The sequence below is a fragment of the Bacteroides sp. AF39-11AC genome, assembly GCF_003474285.1.
In the GTDB taxonomy this organism is placed as follows: domain Bacteria; phylum Bacteroidota; class Bacteroidia; order Bacteroidales; family Bacteroidaceae; genus Bacteroides.
In genome coordinates, this window is the sequence record NZ_QROH01000009.1 from 1 (window position 1) to 19,068 (window position 19,068).

Consider the following 19,068-nt stretch of genomic DNA (forward strand, 5'->3'; position numbering starts at 1 on the left):
TCCAATTGGGTAATGAACGGGCCGTGCAGCTTCTCCAGATATTGGGGTTGAAGGACGATGCATTTATTTATTTCATATTAGGCACTATTCTACTGAGAGCCAGCGATATATCTCTTTATCCTTAGGAATAGTCGGGTGTTGACCTTGGTTAACAGGCCTATCAACCTTGGTTAACGAGCCGATTAACCTTGGTTGACAGGCTCGTTAGCCAAGGTCAACACCCAATAAAGCTTATTGGAAAATGCAACACACACAGGGTAAAAACAAATGGTCCCCTGTTTGCTTTCTAATCACTATTGAAGCTTTTACCGCAAAACACATGGGCTGAATCCTGTTTAGCACACACTTCATATCATCAAAAAAAGGCTGAAATCGTAAAAACAGGAAGACCAAGTCCTAATTTCCCCTCTGTATTTCAATCACTTATAATTATTATTTTAGTTTACTGATTTTAGTATTTAGATTTCCCGGTTTCCAGCTATTTTTGCCTGTGTTCATTTGAGGTCTCTCTTCAAATGAAGAATACAAATAATAAACTGCCGGATAATCGCTATGAAACACTAACGGTCACCCAAGACAGAAAGTATTAAAAGCAGACTGAAAATCAATATATGATAATCAACAAATACAATATTAATATTAATTTTTATTCTTATGAGAAATGAAAAAATAGACATGAGTAGGGAATCGGATGCTTTCCGTATCTCCCAAGAAGGAGTGTATATTATTACAGGTACCAATTCAAAACATGGAATTACAGTATCTGCCGGAGTACATGCAACAATTATTCTGCAAAATGCCAACTTATGTGATCCGGAAAACATGGGTGTTGCATTTCATATTGCGGAAGACTGTCATATCACGGTAATTCTTGAAGGAACCAATATACTACACAGTGGTCGTGAAATGGCTGCAATCCAATCAAGAAAAAACTCCGTCCTGATCATTAAAGGCGACGGAAAATTAATTGCATACGGTGGAGAAGGTGCCGCCGGTATAGGATGCGGATATGCTACCGAATGTGGTGACATTATTATCGAAAGTGGAACCATAGAAGCCTATGCAGGTTATCAGCACGAGACTTCTTGGCGCGCGGGATCTGCAGGAATAGGCGGTGCCGGTCAATATGCAGGTCGAAAAAGTAAATGTGGAAACATAACTATTACAGGAGGAAAAATCATAGCTAAATGCGACAAAGGGAACTGGGATATTGGTCCGGGCGATCAAGGAACTTGTGGCAATGTCAAAGTAAATGAGAATGTAATAGCTCCCGGAGTGCGTGTATATAGCCCTCATTTAGGTACAGAACAATATGGAGATTTGAAACACGTACCTATATCCAATGCAGGATTGGTCATTCTCTTCCCATTTCTACCAATGCTTTTTATAAGGCTTAATATGTTAAGCCAAGACCGCAGAAGTCTCAATAGTAACGAATCAAAAGTACGGGCTATATTCATTTTACAACGCCTTATATCAAATGAAGACAGGGAGTATGATGAAAAAGATCTGTTCCTCAACCGTTTGTTAATAAATTATCCTTTCAATGAGCCACTCCCCAGAAGAGTGGAACTAAATCAAGATGAACTTAACACAATAGATTCTCTATTGGAAGCAACAAAGACTAATTGGTCAAAAATGAGGAACACTTCAATGAGAGCCTTCCAAGAATCATTTTTGAACAGAACGGGATTTATAGAAAAAACTGAACATGAATGGATTCTAACTGTAGAGGAACGTGCATACGATATATTATTGGATAGCATTCCCTGGTCATACAAACTTGTACGGTTACCATGGATGGAAAATATACTCAGGGTTAACTGGAGATAAAACCCAGCTCGGATAACAGTTCAAAAAATCACTTTTACATTTAAGTAATCAGTATAGAAGATAAAAGTCTTCTATACTGATCAAACACTTTATGCAATCGTTATTGAAGAATCCAAGTAAACATCCTGAATGGTATTCAATAATTGAACACCCTCTTCCATTGGCTTTTGGAATGCTTTTCGTCCGCTGATCAATCCCATTCCACCGGCACGTTTATTGATAACCGCCGTAACAACAGCATCACGCAAATCCGATTCTCCATGAGATTCACCGCCGGAATTAATCAAACCGACACGCCCCATATAGCCATTAGCAACCTGGTAGCGACAAAGGTCGATAGGATGTGAAGTTGCGAGTTCAGAATACATTCTTTCATCCGTTTTACCAAAGTGAATAGCTGTGAATCCGCCATTATTGGAAGGAAGTTTTTGTTTTACAATATCGGCCTTGATGGTCACTCCGATGTGGTTGGCCTGTCCGGTAAGGTCGGCTGCCGCATGGTAATCTGTACCATCTTTCTTAAAATCATTGTTTCTGAGATAGCACCAGAGGATGGTTGCCATACCTAACTCATGCGCATACTCAAAAGCCTGAGAGATCTCAACAACCTGACGGCGACTCTGTTCTGATCCGAAATAGATAGTGGCCCCCACAGCCACCGCACCCATATTCCATGCCTCTTTCACTGTTCCGAACATTACCTGATCGTAAGAATTCGGATAAGTCAGCAATTCATTATGGTTCAGTTTCACAACAAAAGGTATTTTATGGGCATATTTACGGGCAACAGCCCCTAATATACCAAATGTGGATGCAACTGCATTACAACCTCCCTCGATAGCCAGTTTCACTATATTTTCAGGATCAAAATAGATCGGATTAGGAGCGAATGATGCTCCGGCTGTATGTTCTATATCCTGATCGACCGGCAGAATAGATACATATCCGGTATTCGCAAGGCGTCCATGTCCGTACAAAGCCTGCAAGCTATTAAGGGTACGTACATTTCTGTCAGAATCCACCCAGACCTTATCAATCATATCAGGTCCCGGAACATGAATTAGTTTCTTATCTATTGTCTTACACGTATGGTTCAGGTAATATTCTGCCTGTTGTCCCAACAAATCAACTGTTTTACTCATTATTATATCCGTTTTAAGTTATATGATAAGAAACAGTTTTCACTTGTCTATTGTTTCGTCACTTCACAGAATAAGCAGTTACCAGAGCTAACCTTGCCATTAAATAACACACGGTCGATTCGGCCCCCTGATTCAAATTTATGTTATTCTCCTCCAAGCCGTCATAACACCCTCCGGTGGTCGGATTGTAAATAATCTGATGTAAATGGTTGTTTCCCAAAAACCAGTTGAAAGCATCAGTTTGCATACGAAGGTATTTTTCCTCTTTAAATACCTGATAGAATGTGCCTAAAGCAATTACCGTTCCCGCCACATCTACCGGTTGCTCTCCAAATCCATGATGTTCTTCTCCTTTATGCATCCATCCTTGATTAGAAATCACTTGAAGGCGATTTCCCACAAATAACTTCTTCAATAAGAATTCGAAAGCTTCCCAAGCTATCTGCTTATACTCCTCCCGACCGATGGCCTGATAAGCCAGCAACATTGATTCCGGCAAAATGCCGTTATCATAAGTGAGATATGTCTCAAACCATAACCACTCTCCACCTGCCGTCCGGCGATAGCACTGAACGAGCTTATTAGCCAATAACCCGATATAGGCATCTGCCTGAGCCGACGGACACACACGGGTGTAGTAATAGAGCCCTTCGAGCATAAAAGCCATACTACGGGGAGACTCTATCCGGCTGAACTGCTGGAATGTCCGTTCGAAAACAGCCATTGCTTCTTCTTTCCACAAAGCCGGGAAATGTGCCGAACAAGAGATGAAATAGCCTAAAGCGCAAATGGCCCTCCCATTACTATCATCCAATCTTACTTCTTGATTTTGCGAAGTGAACAGTCCATCCTGATCCACATAATTCAGAAAAGAGCCATCCGGTTGCTGACAGTAACGGATAAAGTTCAGATAAGTCCTGACATAGCGTTCCTTCACCTTCCCTTTTCCGGTGGCAACAACCTGACACATTGCTATCAGTGCTCGCGCCGTATCATCCAGTGTATATCCCGTAGAGCTATCCGGGCGATTCCCTTTCGCAAACTGAATAATCCCCCATTGCCGACTCATACGCCGGATATGTGAGGTATTCACAGGAGGTAAAGAGTAAATCAACTCTTCCTCCGGCTCACCGGTCCGCTGAAAAAGCAGAGTGTAAGCAATTGCAACATTTTCCCAAGCTGTGGCCGCCGTCTTCTGCAAACCTACCAGTTTCATCTCAGTCCGCAGACTTTCATCAGCAAGTAAACGGTTGGCAGCTATAGCCAGTTGAACCGAGTCTTTAAAGTCAAAGATGATACCGGCATCATCGCTCAGCAACTCCAGTGCATGCGGAATAGGAGTAGCTATGATCGGACAGCCGCAACTGATGGCATAAACAAATGTCCCGCTGACTGCCTGATTCGGATCGCTCGAAGTGAAAAGATACACATCTGTCAACTGCAAATATTCCAACAGAACGGGCAATTCAAGATATTGATTAATAAAGAGTACATGTTCTTCCAGATGCAAATCTTTTATTTTCTCTTTTAGCAGATTGCGATACTTCTCCCCTTCCACCTTCAGCACTCCCGGATGGGTTTTCCCGATGATAAGGAAGATTACGGAAGGATTCTCTTTCACGATATCCGGCAAAGCACCCAAAGTGGTCTCTATACTTTTTCCGGGGCTGAGTAAGCCGAAAGTAGAAAGGACACGCCTACCCGAAAGTTTATAAAAACTCTTCAGCATATTCTTATCCTTAAATGACACCAGATGAGTACCATGAGGAATCACCTCGATTTTACCATCATCTGCATGATACACCCGCAACAAAATGCGCCGGGAATTTTGCGTCATGACTACCAGATACTTGCAGGCAACTATCATTCTCCTCACACTTCCATACATATCAAGAGAAGGTTGCGAAAGAACGGTGTGGAAGGTAAGAATCACCGGTTTAGATAATTGCTCCAGCATTTCAAGGAAAGCTTCTTCCTGCTCCATATACAATCCGAATTCATGCTGTACAAGTACAATTTCAACTTCAGAATCTTCATTCAACTGCTTGGTCAAAGTAGCAAAAGCCGATGCATCCGAAGTGTTGAGAACATACTCTACCGCTTGCTTCCGGGTATAGGCATATTTCTCCGTACCGGACTCTACCGCACATATCCTGATGGAATAAGAATTTCCAAACTTTGACTGAATAGCCCGGATCAAATCCTGGGCAAAGGTGGCTATGCCACATTCACGAGGAGGATAGGTAGTGATACATACTATTTTTCTCATTTAATTTGTTTTATTAATTCATCCAATAACTCTGTCAGTTGCACTGACGCACAGGCGATGTACTTATCGGCTGCTCCATAATATATATAGAGTGTATCACCAAACAAGGCGGCGCCCGTTGGGAAACAAACTCTATTGACTACACCGGACAGTTCATATTTTGTCTCGGGAGTGAACAACGGATAAGGCAAACGGGCTATTTCAATAGCCGGATTGTCAATATCCAGTAGAGCCGCGCAAGCGGAATAAACATAACCGGAAGGAGTGTCGTAGACACTATGATAAATCAGCAGCCAACCGGCACTTGTCTCTATCGGCGGACAACCGGCTCCGATATAGCTCGACTCATGGTCGTGATAAGGTGCCAGCAAAATACGTTTAGCGAAATTCTGGTAATATCTTTTCCAGAATTCTTTCGTCAACATATCCAGGCGCTCCACTGCTACGTATTGAATATCAGGACGGATACGATGCATGAAATAAAACTTCCCATTGATTTTACGAGGGAAGAAAACCACATTCTTATCCATCATATAGAGTGGATGTCCTTTCTCATTAGTTGCTTCGCGCTTATTGCCTGAACGAAAATACTTACTGATAATCGCCTGCTGGGTACGAAGCAACTCCCGAAACTGTGGATAAGTGATCTGGGAAGTGATAATGCCCCGCTTCTCAAAATGTCTCAAGTCAGAAGAGAGTGCCAAGGCTCCTACTGCACTATAACCATCATAAGCCGTATAAGTAAGGTAATAAAGACCATCGATTTTCACGATTCGAGGGTCTTCCACGCCCTGACTTTCATAACTATATTCAGGAACCAACAAAGGAACCGTGTCCCTCTCCACGACTTTCAAAGGTCCCTCAAGGCGACAATACCCGATAGACGAATGATTTCCTTCTCTTACAGCACGATAGAACATGTGCACGGAACTCCCTTCTACAATCACCGCCGGATTCATCACTCCCTCATTCTCAAATTCAAGCGAAGTGCCTTCCAGTATAATACCCTCTCTCTTTACAGACACCATTATACTTTAGGTATTATGCTCATTCCTTTATTACTCTTGCTCCCTCTTTCTCTCTGATACTCAGTCAGTACTTTTATCTTATTTTCTGACTTTTCTTTCTTTGCTTCTTTCTTTCTCTCTTTACCTTTCATGATTCATTTCTTTTTAGGATAGTTTATACTCGGGGATAAAACAGGCGGGATTTTTCTTTTTGGCAAGTTACGACATTAATCCGCAAGAATGTGATAAAGAGCTGATTATTGTCCTTTTATAACAGATTAATACAATTATATGGTATGTTGCTGTGCAAGCGGAACGCTCTGCAAACTCTTGGATATCTGTTTTACTAAAACCTGATTATAATAATTACACAAAACGAGAACAAATATCGTTTGTACAGGCTCGTCAAAATAGCGACAGGAGTTCACCAATATCGGACTAAGTGTACCCCTTTGGGACTTTCGGTTGTTGGGGGTACGAGTTAGGTTACTAACTTTGTCTTTTAGGGTCTAAATGATGTCCGATTGGGCAGACATAAGGGGATAAAAAAAGTTCCACAAATCGTTGAATTTGTGGAACTTGGCTGTTCTTTGTCCGGTTTTGTCCGGTTAGTTCAGCGGAGAGACAGGGATTCGAACCCCGGGTACCTCGCAGTACAACGGTTTTCAAGACCGCCGCAATCGACCACTCTGCCACCTCTCCAAACTTCTCTTTCAAGAAGTGCTTTTCTCTTAAAGCGGTGCAAAGTTACTATTCTTTTTTAATATCACAAACATTTTAGCACAAAAATATTATCTCTACGAAATTTTACACATACTTCTAAAGGATTCAGCTAAGCTTACAAATCTCCACAGACAGTCAAGTTGAAAAACAATGTCTACTGATATCGTTTATTAACGGAAGAAGCATATGGCTAAATCAAGAAAAGTCACCAGTACAGATCAGTTAATGCAGTTCCCATAAGCGGTCACAAGCGTTCCCATTAAGAGATACGACCTAACATTCTAATTATTAATAATCTACTCTAAAAGTGAGGGTAGTGAGGGTAAATAGCGTCAACTTTTTATTGAAAACCCTGAGTTCAAGTCATAAATGCGACACTTCAGGAAACAAGATATGGCATACCTAACAATAGTTATTTTATGTCGTACAACATAAAAACCGGCTATTCATGCACTGCTATATGGAAAAAAGATAGTAATTTTGCAGTCCTTATTAGGATAACAACCATTACCCACTAACAAAATGAATATTATGGAATTGAACAAAACCTTTATTGACGGGCTTTGGAGCAAAGAAATCAATGTCAGTGATTTCGTGAGTAAAAACATCGCGCCTTATACTGGAGACGCTTCTTTCCTGCAAGGACCTACCGAACGTACCAAACATATTTGGGAGCTTTGCCTCAAAGCACTCGAAGAAGAAAGAGCTAACAACGGAGTACGTTCTCTCGACCCCCACACTGTATCAACTATTACTTCACATCAGGCCGGCTATATAGATAAGGAGAATGAACTTATCGTTGGCTTGCAGACAGACGAGCTGTTGAAACGTGCTATCAAGCCATTCGGTGGCATCAATGTGGTAGCTAAAGCTTGCCGCGAAAACGGTGTAGAAGTAGATGATAAAGTAAAGGATATCTTTACCCATTATCGCAAGACACACAATGACGGCGTATTCGACGTATATACTGAAGAGATCCGCTCATTCCGGTCATTGGGTTTCCTCACCGGACTTCCCGATAACTATGCCCGCGGACGTATCATCGGTGACTACCGTCGTCTGGCCCTTTACGGTATCGACCGCCTCATCGAAGCCAAAATGGAAGATTTACACAATCTGACCGGCCCGATGACTGACGACCGCATTCGCCTGCGTGAAGAAGTGGCAGAGCAGATCAAGGCTTTGAAAGATATTAAGATAATGGGCGGATATTACGGACTCGATCTCAGTCGCCCGGCTACTTCCGCACAGGAAGCTGTGCAATGGGTGTACATGGCTTATCTGGCCGCTGTAAAAGAGCAAGACGGTGCAGCCATGTCTCTGGGTAACGTTTCTTCGTTCCTCGACATCTTTATTGAATATGATCTGGCACACGGTAAAATCAATGAAACATTTGCCCAGGAGCTGATCGACCAGTTCGTTATCAAACTCCGCATGGTGCGCCATCTGCGTATGCAGTCATACAACGATATCTTTGCCGGAGACCCGACTTGGGTAACGGAAGCCATCGGCGGACGTTTCAACGACGGACGTGTGAAGGTAACAAAGACTTCCTTCCGCTTCCTGCAAACACTGTACAACCTCGGTCCTTCTCCCGAACCGAACCTGACCATACTTTGGGGACCTGAACTCCCTGAAGGCTTCAAGGAATTCTGTGCACAAGTATCTGTAGATACCAGCTCCATCCAATACGAAAATGATAACCTGATGCGCGAAGTACGTAACTGCGACGACTATGGTATCGCATGTTGTGTATCCTATCAGGCTATCGGCAAGCAGATACAGTTCTTCGGGGCACGTGCCAACCTGGCAAAAGCCTTGTTGCTTGCCATCAACGGCGGACGTTGCGAAAATACCGGTACTGTCATGGTAAAAGGTATTCCCGTATTGACCGGTGAAACATTGAAGTTCGAGGAAGTAATGTCGAACTACAAGAAAGTGCTGACCGAAATAGCCCGTGTCTACAACGAGGCAATGAACATCATCCACTTCATGCACGATAAGTATTATTACGAAAAGGCTCAGATGGCATTTATCGACACGAATCCACGCATTAATCTGGCTTACGGTGTAGCAGGTCTTTCCATTGCCATCGACTCACTGTCAGCCATCAAGAATGCAAAGGTTACAGCCCGTCGCAACGACATCGGCTTGACGGAAGGTTTCGATATCGACGGTACATTCCCATGTTTCGGTAATAATGACGACCGTGTGGACCACCTCGGGGTAGACTTGGTATATTATTTCAGCGAAGAACTGAAAAAGTTGCCCGTTTACAAGAACGCCCGTCCTACCCTTTCATTGCTGACGATTACATCTAATGTAATGTACGGTAAGAAAACAGGTGCTACTCCTGACGGACGTGCCAAGGGTGTAGCTTTCGCCCCGGGTGCCAACCCGATGCACGGACGCGATAAGAACGGTGCCATCGCATCACTGAGTTCCGTTGCCAAGTTGCGTTATCGCGACTCACAGGACGGTATCAGTAATACATTCTCTATCGTTCCGAAATCTCTTGGCCCGACACCTGAAGACCGTGTTGAAAACTTGGTAACAATGATGGACGGTTACTTTACTAAAGGTGCACACCACCTGAACGTAAACGTGCTGAACCGTGAAATGCTGGAAGATGCCATGGAACATCCGGAAAAATATCCGCAACTCACTATTCGTGTTTCCGGCTATGCTGTGAACTTCGTGAAACTGAGCCGCGAGCATCAGTTAGAAGTTATCAGCCGTAGTTTCCACGAAAGAATGTAATATGATAAACGTACACTCCTACGAAAGTATGGGAACATTCGACGGGCCGGGTCTCCGGCTCGTCGTTTTCCTGCAAGGCTGTCCGTTCCGCTGTTTGTATTGTGCCAACCCGGATACAATAGACGCAAAAGGAGGGACACCTACCCCACCGGAAGAAATTCTGCAAATGGCTATCAGCCAGAAAGTATTTTTCGGGAAAAAGGGTGGCATCACATTCTCGGGTGGTGAGCCTACATTACAGGCCGAAGCGCTTATACCTCTGTTCAAAGATTTGAAAGCAAACGGCATTCACATCTGCTTGGATACCAATGGCGGCATCTGGAATGAAAAAGTTGAAGAACTATTGAGTCTGACGGATTTAGTGCTGCTGGATCTCAAAGAATTCAATCCCGAACGCCATAAGAAGCTGACCGGATGTAGCAATACTAAAACTTTGCATACGGGCGCCTGGTTGGAGGAACAGAACCGGCCTTTCTGGCTACGCTATGTATTAGTACCGGGATATAGTGATTTTGAGGAAGACATTCGCAATTTGGGCGAACATCTCGGCCAATATAAAAGCATACAGCGGGTAGAAATACTTCCTTATCATCGCCTGGGCGTACACAAGTACGAAGCTATGGGATGGGATTACCAATTGAAAGAGGTAAAAGAAAACACTCCCGAACAACTGGAACGTGCAGAAAAGCTATTTAAGGAATACTTCGAAACGGTTATAGTAAACTAAGAAATAAGAATAAAAGGGACGGGTGATAACAATATATGTAATACTGCATTACATATATTGTTATCACCCGTTACATATATAGTCATTTCCTTTTGGAGGAAACGGTTATGTACTGATTAGTAAGTCAGACGGATACCTGCCTGCAACGTAAAGTTCGTCGGATTTTCCTTTCGGATAGTCTCTATCGGAGAACCATCGTCAAAGAAATAGGAAACACCTGGTTCTACATATATTCCCACTCTGTTACTAATATTATACTGAGCACCTACCGCACCCATTACCGAAAGTTGCACAGGCTTCACTGTTTCCTTTTCACTTCCTACCTTACCATAGACACACTTCTCTATTGCACCACCGGCAGATACATACACCGTGAAACGTTTATCATTAACGAAACTCCAGTTCGCACGCACCGGAATACCGATATAGTGCAGTTTCTGATCCGTCTTTTCCGAACTGTTTTCATAAGTTATCTCAGACGAGAGCATCGTATAAGTCACACCGGTTTCCACCGAGAAGTTTTTCGGCAATGCTTTCCGCACCGATACACCAAAACTGAGCGGTTGCTTATGCTTGATATCTTTAACCTGACGGGTATTTTTCCGCAGATAAGGCACACCACCTTCAAAAACAAGTTCTTGTCCATCAGGAATATTCAGAACACCATTAGATACATCCGGCAAGTCCAACTTATCACTAAACATCGGACTGGAATTAGGACCGGACTGCATATCATTTCCCATTGTATTCATGGCAAGTGCTCCTGTGTTTCCAACAGACATACCAATCGCCCAACCTTTATTTTTCGTAGAAGATTTCTTTTCGGTCGGCAAATGCAGCTTGTCTCTACTGGAAGGACGGTATACCTCGCGCTCCTTTTCTTTAGAAGTTGAAGAAGAGTTTGATGGAATGACATCGTCTCCATTCGCCTTTTCTGTGCGCACTTCAGTGTCCTTTTCCTGTATCTGTGCACCCACTTCCGATATATTCTTTTCTGTTTCCAAATGTTGTGCCACAAGAGCTTGACGAGAGCTTTCCTGTTCAATCACTCTTCTGATAACAGACTCCGGTTCTTCTCCCTGCACATCCGGCTCTGCAGGTTCAGGCAGCACATCAGGTATAGCCGCTAAAGCCGGTTCGGCCGCACGACGCACATCGTCCACTACCGGACTTTGCAGCAACCAAAGACTGACGGACGACACAGCCACTAGCGCAACCGCCGCAGCCGTCATCGCCCAACGGCGGAACAGAATCTTTTTCTTTGTCCCGATAACAGACATGGGTGCAGAAGTCGGCAATGCCTTCTCCAATCGCTCCCAGCCAGCATCAGGCAGCGGCTCGGAGTAATCATCCAACCGTTCCTTTATCTTTTTCAACCACAATTCATCATCTTTCATCATACGTCCTTTCCTTTAAGCATTGTTTTTCATCCACTCCCGCACTTTAGTAGCCAAAGTAGCTTTGGCACGCGTCAGCTGCGAAGCTGATGATTTCTCATTAATTCCCAGCATCTGGGCAATTTCCCTATGAGATTTATCTTCAAATATATACAAGTTGAATACGGTGCGATAACCAACAGGCAATTCACTGATAAACTGCATCAGCACCTTCTGAGGAATAGTATCCACTGTCGAAGCATCAGGTTCTTCGTACGTTTCGGGTACGTTATCCAATCCTTCCGACTGGTTTATTACATCATTCTTGCGCAAGTATTGCAGCGCCGTATTCACCATAACACGCTCCATCCACGCCCGCAAGGAACCATCACCCCGCCAAGTGAATTTATCAAAAGAATCGAAGAGTTTCAGGAAACCGTCGTGCATCAGGTCTTCTGCCGTTTCACGGTCGCCCGCATAACGAAGGCACACGCTGAGCATTCGCCCAGCATAGCGCTCGTACAGCTCCTTCCTGGCAAGGTTGTCGCCTTGCCTGCACCGTCCTGCCAGTTCCTGTTCTTCCATTCTTTCCTTTGACACGCGTTTACCTTATAAATGCAACAAAGATAGAAATACTGCACGTAGCGAACAAGAAATTAATTCTTTTGTTTCTTTAACAGTCATATGTGCAGTATTTCCCCTCATCATGCATTTTTTAAATACATGGAAAAAAATAAGATTAACTCCAAAAACATGCAATTGATGAAAAAGCTGAGATTTTATTCGGTAATACTTCTGCTTACGTTTTTAGCGGTACCGATGTTACAGTCTTGTCTGGGTGATGCTGATGACACTTCTAATGGTACTCTTTTTACAATCGGTACCATAAAGGTTATTGAAGATAAGGAATACTATTTTAATCTGGATGACGGTGAAAAGATGTATCCCAGCGATACAACATATATACATAATTATACCGTGAATGACGACCAGCGCGTCTTCATTCATTTTCTTCCATTGGAAGAAAGTATTCCGGGATATAAGTATAACGTAAAACTGATCCAGATAGAAGACATTCTGACAAAGGATATCATTCCGCTGACTGAGGAGACTGCCGACAGTATTGGTAATGACCGTATTAATGTCGTCGAGTTGTGGATTACAGGAAATTATCTAAACATAGAACATCAATTCTTCCACAACAATAATAGCAGTAAAAAACACATGTTGAATCTGGTCGTCAATCAAACAGAGCAAGCATCTGCCTCGGAAGATGATTATCTCACATTGGAGTTCCGCCACAATGCTTATGATGATGAGCCACGCACGCTGGGTTGGGGAGTTGTATCATTCAGATTGAAAGAGATAGCCAATCAACTGGTAGGAAAGAAGGGATTAAAAATTATCGTGAATACGATTTACGATGGAAAACAAACTTATACGGTGGACTTGAAAAAATAGCAGATCAAGTTAAACGAAAAGATATCAACCTAAACTATGACCTATTGAAGACGGAGAGGGTGCATTCCTAAAGTGGATGCACCCCTCTTTTACATTTTATAGAAATCTTATTTCAAGAATTCAAAAATAGATTTATAGCTGTACCAGGATACGGAATACCTTTCCCGGATTAGCTACCCACTCCGTCATTGCTTCCAATGCATTTTCGGGCACTGCTACTTTCGTTATTAATTCTTCTACCGGACAAGTACCTGCCTTCATATAGTTGATTACCGCGCGGAAATCGGCCGACAACGCATTTCTGGAGCCTCGTATATCCAATTCTTTCTGAACAAAATACTTGGTCTGAAAAGCGACTTCACTTTTTGCATAGCCAATGCAGACTACACGCCCTGAGAAAGCAACTTCATCCACAGCCATTACATAAGTCACAGGACTACCGACAGCCTCAATCACAACATCAGCTCCAAAGCCTTCCGTAATCTCTTGAATCCGGCTATGCACATCTTCCGTTTTAGAATTAACCGTATGAGAGGCTCCCATTCTCCGAGCCAGCTCCAACTTCTCATCATCCAGATCCACAGCAATAACAACGGCACCTCTAAGCGCAGCACGTACAATAGCACCTATGCCAATCATACCACACCCGATGACCATCACATATTCATTGTCAATCACCTGACCGCGTGAGACAGCATGAAATCCCACACTCATCGGCTCAATCAAAGCACAATCACGGGGAGAGATGTCACCTGCCGGAATTATTTTAGCCCAAGGCAATACAGCATACTCACACATCACACCATTCCGTTGCACTCCCAATGTTTCATTATATTCGCAGGCATTGACACGACCATTACGGCACGAAGCACATTTACCACAATTAGTATATGGATTCAGAGTTACATTCATTCCTTTTTCGAAGCCAGGCGGGACATCCGGACCTATTTCTTCAATTACCGCGCCCACTTCATGTCCCGGCACTACAGGTAATTTCACCATTGGATTACGTCCCAGGAAGGTGTTCAAATCAGAACCACAAAAACCTACATATTTAATTCTCACCAACACCTCACCGGCACCAACCACCGGTTTTTCAAGTTCAACCACCTTCATTTCAGAGGGATTGACTATTTGAACTGCTTTCATTTTATATATTTGAAATTAATTGTTTAATCAATGACTTTATAACCTTTCCAGCCATAGTAGGCACAGAAAATAAAGCAAATCATCGGCATACAGTAAGCTGCATAATAGACGTGCTCATTGGCGTGCATGAAATAAGCCGTCAGTTGAGGGAGACATGCATTGCCGACAATAGCCATCACGAGAAAAGCCGAACCACTTTTTGTCTGGTCGCCCAATCCCTTCAAAGCCAGAGAGAACTGTGTGGGATACATAATAGACATAAAGAAAGAGATAGCCAGCATAGCATATAATCCTACCATACCTCCCCAAACCATTACCACTCCGCACAAAAGAATATTCATTAAGGAATAAACCAATAACATATCCTGCGGACGGAACTTCACCATCAATCCTGTACCAATCCAGCGCCCTACAAGGAAAGCAAGCATATAAAGTCCGAAGAAAGTTGTTGCGGTTTCTTCCGGCAGTCCTGCATAAGAACAGCAATAGACAAGGAATAAACTGTTTATCGCTGTCTGTCCGCCATTATAAAAGAATTGCGCAATTACCCCCCAACGCAAGTGTGAATGTTTCAGCACACCAAAATCAATCAGCTTTTCTTTCTTTGAACCGGAAGAAGGAGCTTTACTTTCATTCCCTATCTGTGGCAATTTAGAAAATACGAATACCACAGCTATGATAATCAGCAATAAAGCCAGCATCAGATAAGGAAACTTCATGGCATCCGTCTCTACCTGTATATAAGCCTGCCAGCCACCCGGATAATCTACAGGCAATGTATCACGTGTATAGTGCGTACCGCTCAGAATCAGCTTACTCAGAAACATAGCAGAAATAAAGGCTCCGAGTCCGTTGAAAGATTGCGCCAGGTTCAGCCGTCGCGGTGCTGTTTCGGGTGTACCTAAAACGGTAACATACGGATTGGCGGCAGTCTCCAGGAAACACATACCGGTAGCAATGATAAAGAATATGCAGAGGTAGGCCCAATAGGCTTTCAGCATGGCAGCCGGAAAAAAGAGCAAACCTCCCAATGCCGCCAACAATAAACCGAAAATAATGCCAGCTTTGTAGCTATAACGCTTCATGAACATAGCTATCGGGATCGGAAAAATGAAGTAAGCAAGCCAATAAGCAGTTTCTGTAAATGACGCCTCAAAGGTGTTTAATTCACAAGTTTTCATCAACTGCCGTATCATTGTAGGAAGCAGATTACTGCTAATTGCCCAAAGGAAAAAAAGGCAGAAAACCAAGGCCAAAGGTATCGTATAAGTATTTTTTCTCATGGTATTATTATCTTCTTATTCAGACATGTTTTTGATATATGGCAATATGGGAAGATCAGTAAATCCATAGAATATCCGGGCATTCTCTCCGAGGAATAACCTTTTCTCATCTTCCTGCAAATCGGGTGATTTCACTATAAAATCATATGACATCTTGTAAGTGATTGCGGTAATAGTACGCGGGTAATCCGATCCCCACATCAATTTCTCCATCCCGACCAATTCGGCAGCTTCCCGTATAGCTTTTATTGCTCCCCTAAAGGGATAGAATTCATCATTGAAAAGCCAGGTGATTCCTCCTGATTCAATCATCACATTGGAATGAAGGGCTAACCGTATCTGTTCTTTCCAATCCGGACGCGTCACCATTCCAAAATGCCCGATAGCAATTCTCAGCCGGGGACATTCCTGAATGACCTCCTGCATCTCGGAAATTTGCGTTGCTCCGGCCGCCAAGTCAATAGAAAGCATCACATTTCGTTCTTCCATATAATGGAACATCTGCATCATTTCTTCACTATTCAGCATCACCCGCCCTTCTCTAAGCAACAGACGTTGAGCCGGGATCTTAATAGCTTTAAAACCTCTTGCTATCAGTTCTTTTGCCTGTGCCAGAAACCCGGGTTTACGAAACTCACACATTCCGCAAACAAAGAAACGACCGGGATAACGGGAAACAACCTCTGCCAGATATTCATTCTGAATACCGTCTATAAATTCTTGCGTAATGACGGCAGCAGATACTTGCGCATAGTCCATGTTCGACAGGAAGACTTCTGCACTGTTCACTCCGTCCACCATAAAGGGAGGAACCATCTGACGGATTTCTCCCATAAACAACGAGCGTCCGTTATCCAGCGTACGAATGGGTAGATCATCTACCACTGTATCTTGCCGTAACCATAAATGGGCATGCGCATCAATTATTGTATAATCCATATAGACAGCTATTTTTTAAGAATTAGCCCAACTTACACGTTGCTGTTCTCCAATAATTTCCCGTACTTCATGTACCAATTCCCAGTCAATCGGTTCTTCTATAAAGGATACGTTCTTCTTTACATTCAGCGGATTAGCCGTACTGAATAAAGTGGTCGCAATTCGTGAATTACTTACAGAAAATTGCATAGCCAGTTTTTCTATAGGATAGTTTTTTGCCTTACAGTGTTCCATTGCTTTACGGCAAGCTTCCACCAGTGATTCAGGAGCCGGATGCCATTCAGGAACGCCACGCTCGCTCAATAATCCCATTGAAAGCGGAGAAGCGTTGATCACTCCTACTCCTTTCGATTCAAAATAATCAAGAAAATCAATCAGTTTATCATCACACAAACAATAATGGCAGAAATTAAGGATCGATTCTACCGTACCACTCGGAGAGTGATCAATCACCCATTTCAGGTTTTCAAGTTGTAAGTCGGTGATCCCCACATGTCCAACAATACCCTTCTCGCGTAAGCCGACTAATGCCGGTAATGTTTCATTAACAATCTGATTCAGATCGGCAAACTCAATATCATGTACATTTATCAAATCGATAAAGTCAATGTTCAGACGCTCCATACTCTCATACACACTCTCTACTGCGCGTTTTGCAGAATAATCCCAGGTATTGACCCCATCTTTTCCATAACGTCCCACTTTAGTAGAGAGATAGTATTGGTCACGCGGAACATCTTTCAAAGCTTTCCCTAAAACAGTTTCAGCTTTATAGTGCCCATAATAAGGAGAAACATCTATAAAATTCATGCCTGCTTCGATGGCAGTAAACACAGACTCAATTCCTTCTTTCTCTTTAATATCATGGAAAACTCCTCCCAAAGAAGAAGCTCCAAAGCTGAGAGATGACACTTTCATCCCTGTCTTTCCGATTTCATGGTATTGCATATCAATTAAATTTAAAAGTTTTTAGATAGGGCAAAAATAGGGCAAGAATAATTTCAGGACAGCATGCAAAGTACAAAAACAACACGTAATGGTTTACGTAAAAAAAACATCCTTTCATACCATCTTTTATCAGGGAATATGCTTTCTTTGTAAGTGAATCTAATAGCAGACTTTAAAATGGAATACCAGAAACATACTTCACTCAAAGATCTCGCCAAAGCATTGGGCGTATCCATTCCCACTGTATCCAGGGCACTAAAAGACAGTCCGGAAATCAGCAGTGAACTTCGTACTAAAGTCAAAAAACTGGCAAAAGAGATGAATTACCGTCCCAATCCTTTTGCCATGAGTCTGCGAAAAAACACTCCGCGTATCATCGGAGTCGTTGTGCCGGATATCGTTACCCATTTCTTCGCATCCATCCTGAACGGAATAGAAAACATGGCAGTAGCTAACGGATATTTCGTTATTATTACCACTTCACATGAAGCATACGAATACGAGAAAAGGAATATCGAGAATCTGGTAAATATGCGAGTAGAAGGCATTATCGCCTGCCTGTCTCAGGAAACAAGAGACTATTCACATCTTGCCGCCCTAAAGGACATTAATATGCCACTCATCCTATTCGACCGCGTTTGCCTGACCGATCAGTTTTCGTCGGTAGTAGCAGATGGTGTACAATCTGCACAAATGGCTACCCAACATTTATTGGATACCGGCAGCAAGCGGGTAGCTTTTATCGGAGGAGCCAATCATTTGGATATCGTAACCAAACGAAAGCATGGTTATTTGGAAGCTCTGCGCGACAATCACATTCCTATCGAAAAAGAACTGGTAATCTGCCGGAAGATAGATTATGAGGAAGGCAAAATAGCTACGGAAACTTTATTATCTCTCCCGCAACCACCTGATGCCATCCTTGCCATGAATGATACATTAGCTTTTGCCGCCATAGAGGTTATTAAAGAACATAGACTTCGTATCCCCGAAGATATAGCCATCATCGGATATACGGATGAACAACATGCCAATTATGTAGAACCGAAATTATCAGCTGTATCACACCAGACTTATAAAATGGGAGAAACGGCTTGTCAATTACTTATAGATCAAATCAAAGGGGATAAAACAGTCAGACAAGTGATTATTCCGACAAATTTGCAGATAAGGGAAAGTAGTAGAAAGAAATGAGAAAATGGCTTCTCAACCTGCGGAGAGACGGGGATTCGAACCCCGGATACCCTTTAGGGGTATACACGCTTTCCAGGCGTGCCTCTTCAACCACTCGAGCACCTCTCCTTGTATATTTCGACAAGTATTTTCCAATAAAAAAGCAGCCGTTATTTAGCTGCTTTCTGCGGAGAGACAGGGATTCGAACCCCGGGTACCTCGCAGTACAACGGTTTTCAAGACCGCCGCAATCGACCACTCTGCCACCTCTCCAAAAC

The 19,068-nt window shown here is 43.0% G+C and carries 15 protein-coding genes and 3 tRNA genes; 5 read left to right on the top strand and 13 right to left on the bottom strand.

Annotated elements, in window-relative coordinates; all coding sequences use genetic code 11:
• Positions 1–654 precede the first annotated feature (654 nt).
• Positions 655–1,833, top strand: coding sequence for a contractile injection system tape measure protein (locus DW036_RS19130; protein WP_118465810.1), 1,179 nt, complete (start codon positions 655–657; stop codon positions 1,831–1,833).
• An 89-nt stretch (positions 1,834–1,922) separates the two neighbouring features.
• Here the strand turns inward: DW036_RS19130 and DW036_RS19135 are convergent, their stop codons facing one another.
• The 5 genes from DW036_RS19135 to DW036_RS19150 form a co-directional block, all read right to left on the bottom strand.
• Positions 1,923–2,975, bottom strand: a complete 1,053-nt coding sequence (locus DW036_RS19135; protein WP_118465811.1) for a class I fructose-bisphosphate aldolase — start codon at positions 2,973–2,975, stop codon at positions 1,923–1,925.
• A gap of 58 nt (positions 2,976–3,033) precedes the next feature.
• Positions 3,034–5,244, bottom strand: a complete 2,211-nt coding sequence (locus DW036_RS19140) for a glycosyltransferase (RefSeq protein ID WP_118465812.1) — start codon at positions 5,242–5,244, stop codon at positions 3,034–3,036.
• On the bottom strand, positions 5,241–6,272 hold the full coding sequence (locus tag DW036_RS19145; RefSeq protein WP_118465813.1) for a pesticidal protein Cry7Aa: 1,032 nt from the start codon (positions 6,270–6,272) through the stop codon (positions 5,241–5,243). The genes DW036_RS19140 and DW036_RS19145 overlap by 4 nt, the downstream gene beginning before the upstream one ends.
• The gene (locus DW036_RS26205) at positions 6,272–6,403 is read right to left on the bottom strand and encodes a hypothetical protein (RefSeq protein WP_255421320.1); all 132 of its coding nucleotides are present in this window, start codon (positions 6,401–6,403) and stop codon (positions 6,272–6,274) included. Before DW036_RS26205 ends, DW036_RS19145 begins: the two co-directional genes overlap by 1 nt.
• 465 nt (positions 6,404–6,868) lie before the next feature.
• A tRNA-Ser gene (locus tag DW036_RS19150) sits at positions 6,869–6,953 on the bottom strand.
• Positions 6,954–7,505: 552 nt separating this feature from the next.
• On the opposite strand from DW036_RS19150, the gene pflB reads away from it, so the two are divergent.
• A complete protein-coding gene (gene pflB / locus DW036_RS19155; protein ID WP_118465814.1) occupies positions 7,506–9,734 on the top strand; it encodes a formate C-acetyltransferase in 2,229 nt (742 codons plus the stop codon).
• Position 9,735: 1 nt separating this feature from the next.
• Positions 9,736–10,461: a pyruvate formate-lyase-activating protein gene (pflA, locus tag DW036_RS19160; protein ID WP_118465815.1), complete on the top strand. Its 726-nt coding sequence runs from the start codon at positions 9,736–9,738 to the stop codon at positions 10,459–10,461.
• A gap of 116 nt (positions 10,462–10,577) precedes the next feature.
• On the opposite strand, the gene DW036_RS19165 is transcribed toward pflA, so the two are convergent.
• Positions 10,578–11,861, bottom strand: a complete 1,284-nt coding sequence (locus DW036_RS19165) for a porin family protein (protein WP_118465816.1) — start codon at positions 11,859–11,861, stop codon at positions 10,578–10,580.
• A gap of 12 nt (positions 11,862–11,873) precedes the next feature.
• On the bottom strand, positions 11,874–12,422 hold the full coding sequence (locus DW036_RS19170; RefSeq protein ID WP_007665348.1) for an RNA polymerase sigma factor: 549 nt from the start codon (positions 12,420–12,422) through the stop codon (positions 11,874–11,876).
• Between the two features lie 177 nt (positions 12,423–12,599).
• Here DW036_RS19170 and DW036_RS19175 point away from each other — a divergent pair, with 177 nt between their 5' ends.
• A complete protein-coding gene (locus DW036_RS19175; RefSeq protein ID WP_118465994.1) occupies positions 12,600–13,298 on the top strand; it encodes a NigD-like protein in 699 nt (232 codons plus the stop codon).
• 132 nt (positions 13,299–13,430) lie between these two features.
• On the opposite strand, the gene DW036_RS19180 is transcribed toward DW036_RS19175, so the two are convergent.
• The 4 genes from DW036_RS19180 to DW036_RS19195 are packed head-to-tail and all read right to left on the bottom strand — an operon-like array spanning position 13,431 to position 17,617.
• Positions 13,431–14,447: a zinc-binding alcohol dehydrogenase family protein gene (locus tag DW036_RS19180; RefSeq protein WP_118465817.1), complete on the bottom strand. Its 1,017-nt coding sequence runs from the start codon at positions 14,445–14,447 to the stop codon at positions 13,431–13,433.
• Positions 14,448–14,470: 23 nt separating this feature from the next.
• Positions 14,471–15,730 (bottom strand): L-fucose:H+ symporter permease, encoded by a 1,260-nt coding sequence (gene fucP / locus DW036_RS19185; RefSeq protein ID WP_118465818.1) that lies wholly within the window; start codon positions 15,728–15,730, stop codon positions 14,471–14,473.
• A 15-nt stretch (positions 15,731–15,745) separates the two neighbouring features.
• Positions 15,746–16,669 (bottom strand): amidohydrolase, encoded by a 924-nt coding sequence (locus DW036_RS19190; RefSeq protein ID WP_118465819.1) that lies wholly within the window; start codon positions 16,667–16,669, stop codon positions 15,746–15,748.
• A gap of 15 nt (positions 16,670–16,684) precedes the next feature.
• The gene (locus DW036_RS19195) at positions 16,685–17,617 is read right to left on the bottom strand and encodes an aldo/keto reductase (protein ID WP_118465820.1); all 933 of its coding nucleotides are present in this window, start codon (positions 17,615–17,617) and stop codon (positions 16,685–16,687) included.
• A 177-nt stretch (positions 17,618–17,794) separates the two neighbouring features.
• Between DW036_RS19195 and DW036_RS19200 the strand changes: the two genes are divergently transcribed.
• Complete coding sequence (locus tag DW036_RS19200; RefSeq protein ID WP_021967430.1) at positions 17,795–18,811, top strand: LacI family DNA-binding transcriptional regulator; 1,017 nt, start codon at positions 17,795–17,797, stop codon at positions 18,809–18,811.
• A 20-nt stretch (positions 18,812–18,831) separates the two neighbouring features.
• Here DW036_RS19200 and DW036_RS19205 read toward each other — a convergent pair.
• Both DW036_RS19205 and DW036_RS19210 read right to left on the bottom strand, forming a co-directional pair.
• Positions 18,832–18,919 (bottom strand) — tRNA-Ser (locus DW036_RS19205).
• A gap of 59 nt (positions 18,920–18,978) precedes the next feature.
• Positions 18,979–19,063: transfer RNA gene (locus DW036_RS19210), tRNA-Ser, on the bottom strand.
• Between the last annotated feature and the right edge of the window lie 5 nt (positions 19,064–19,068).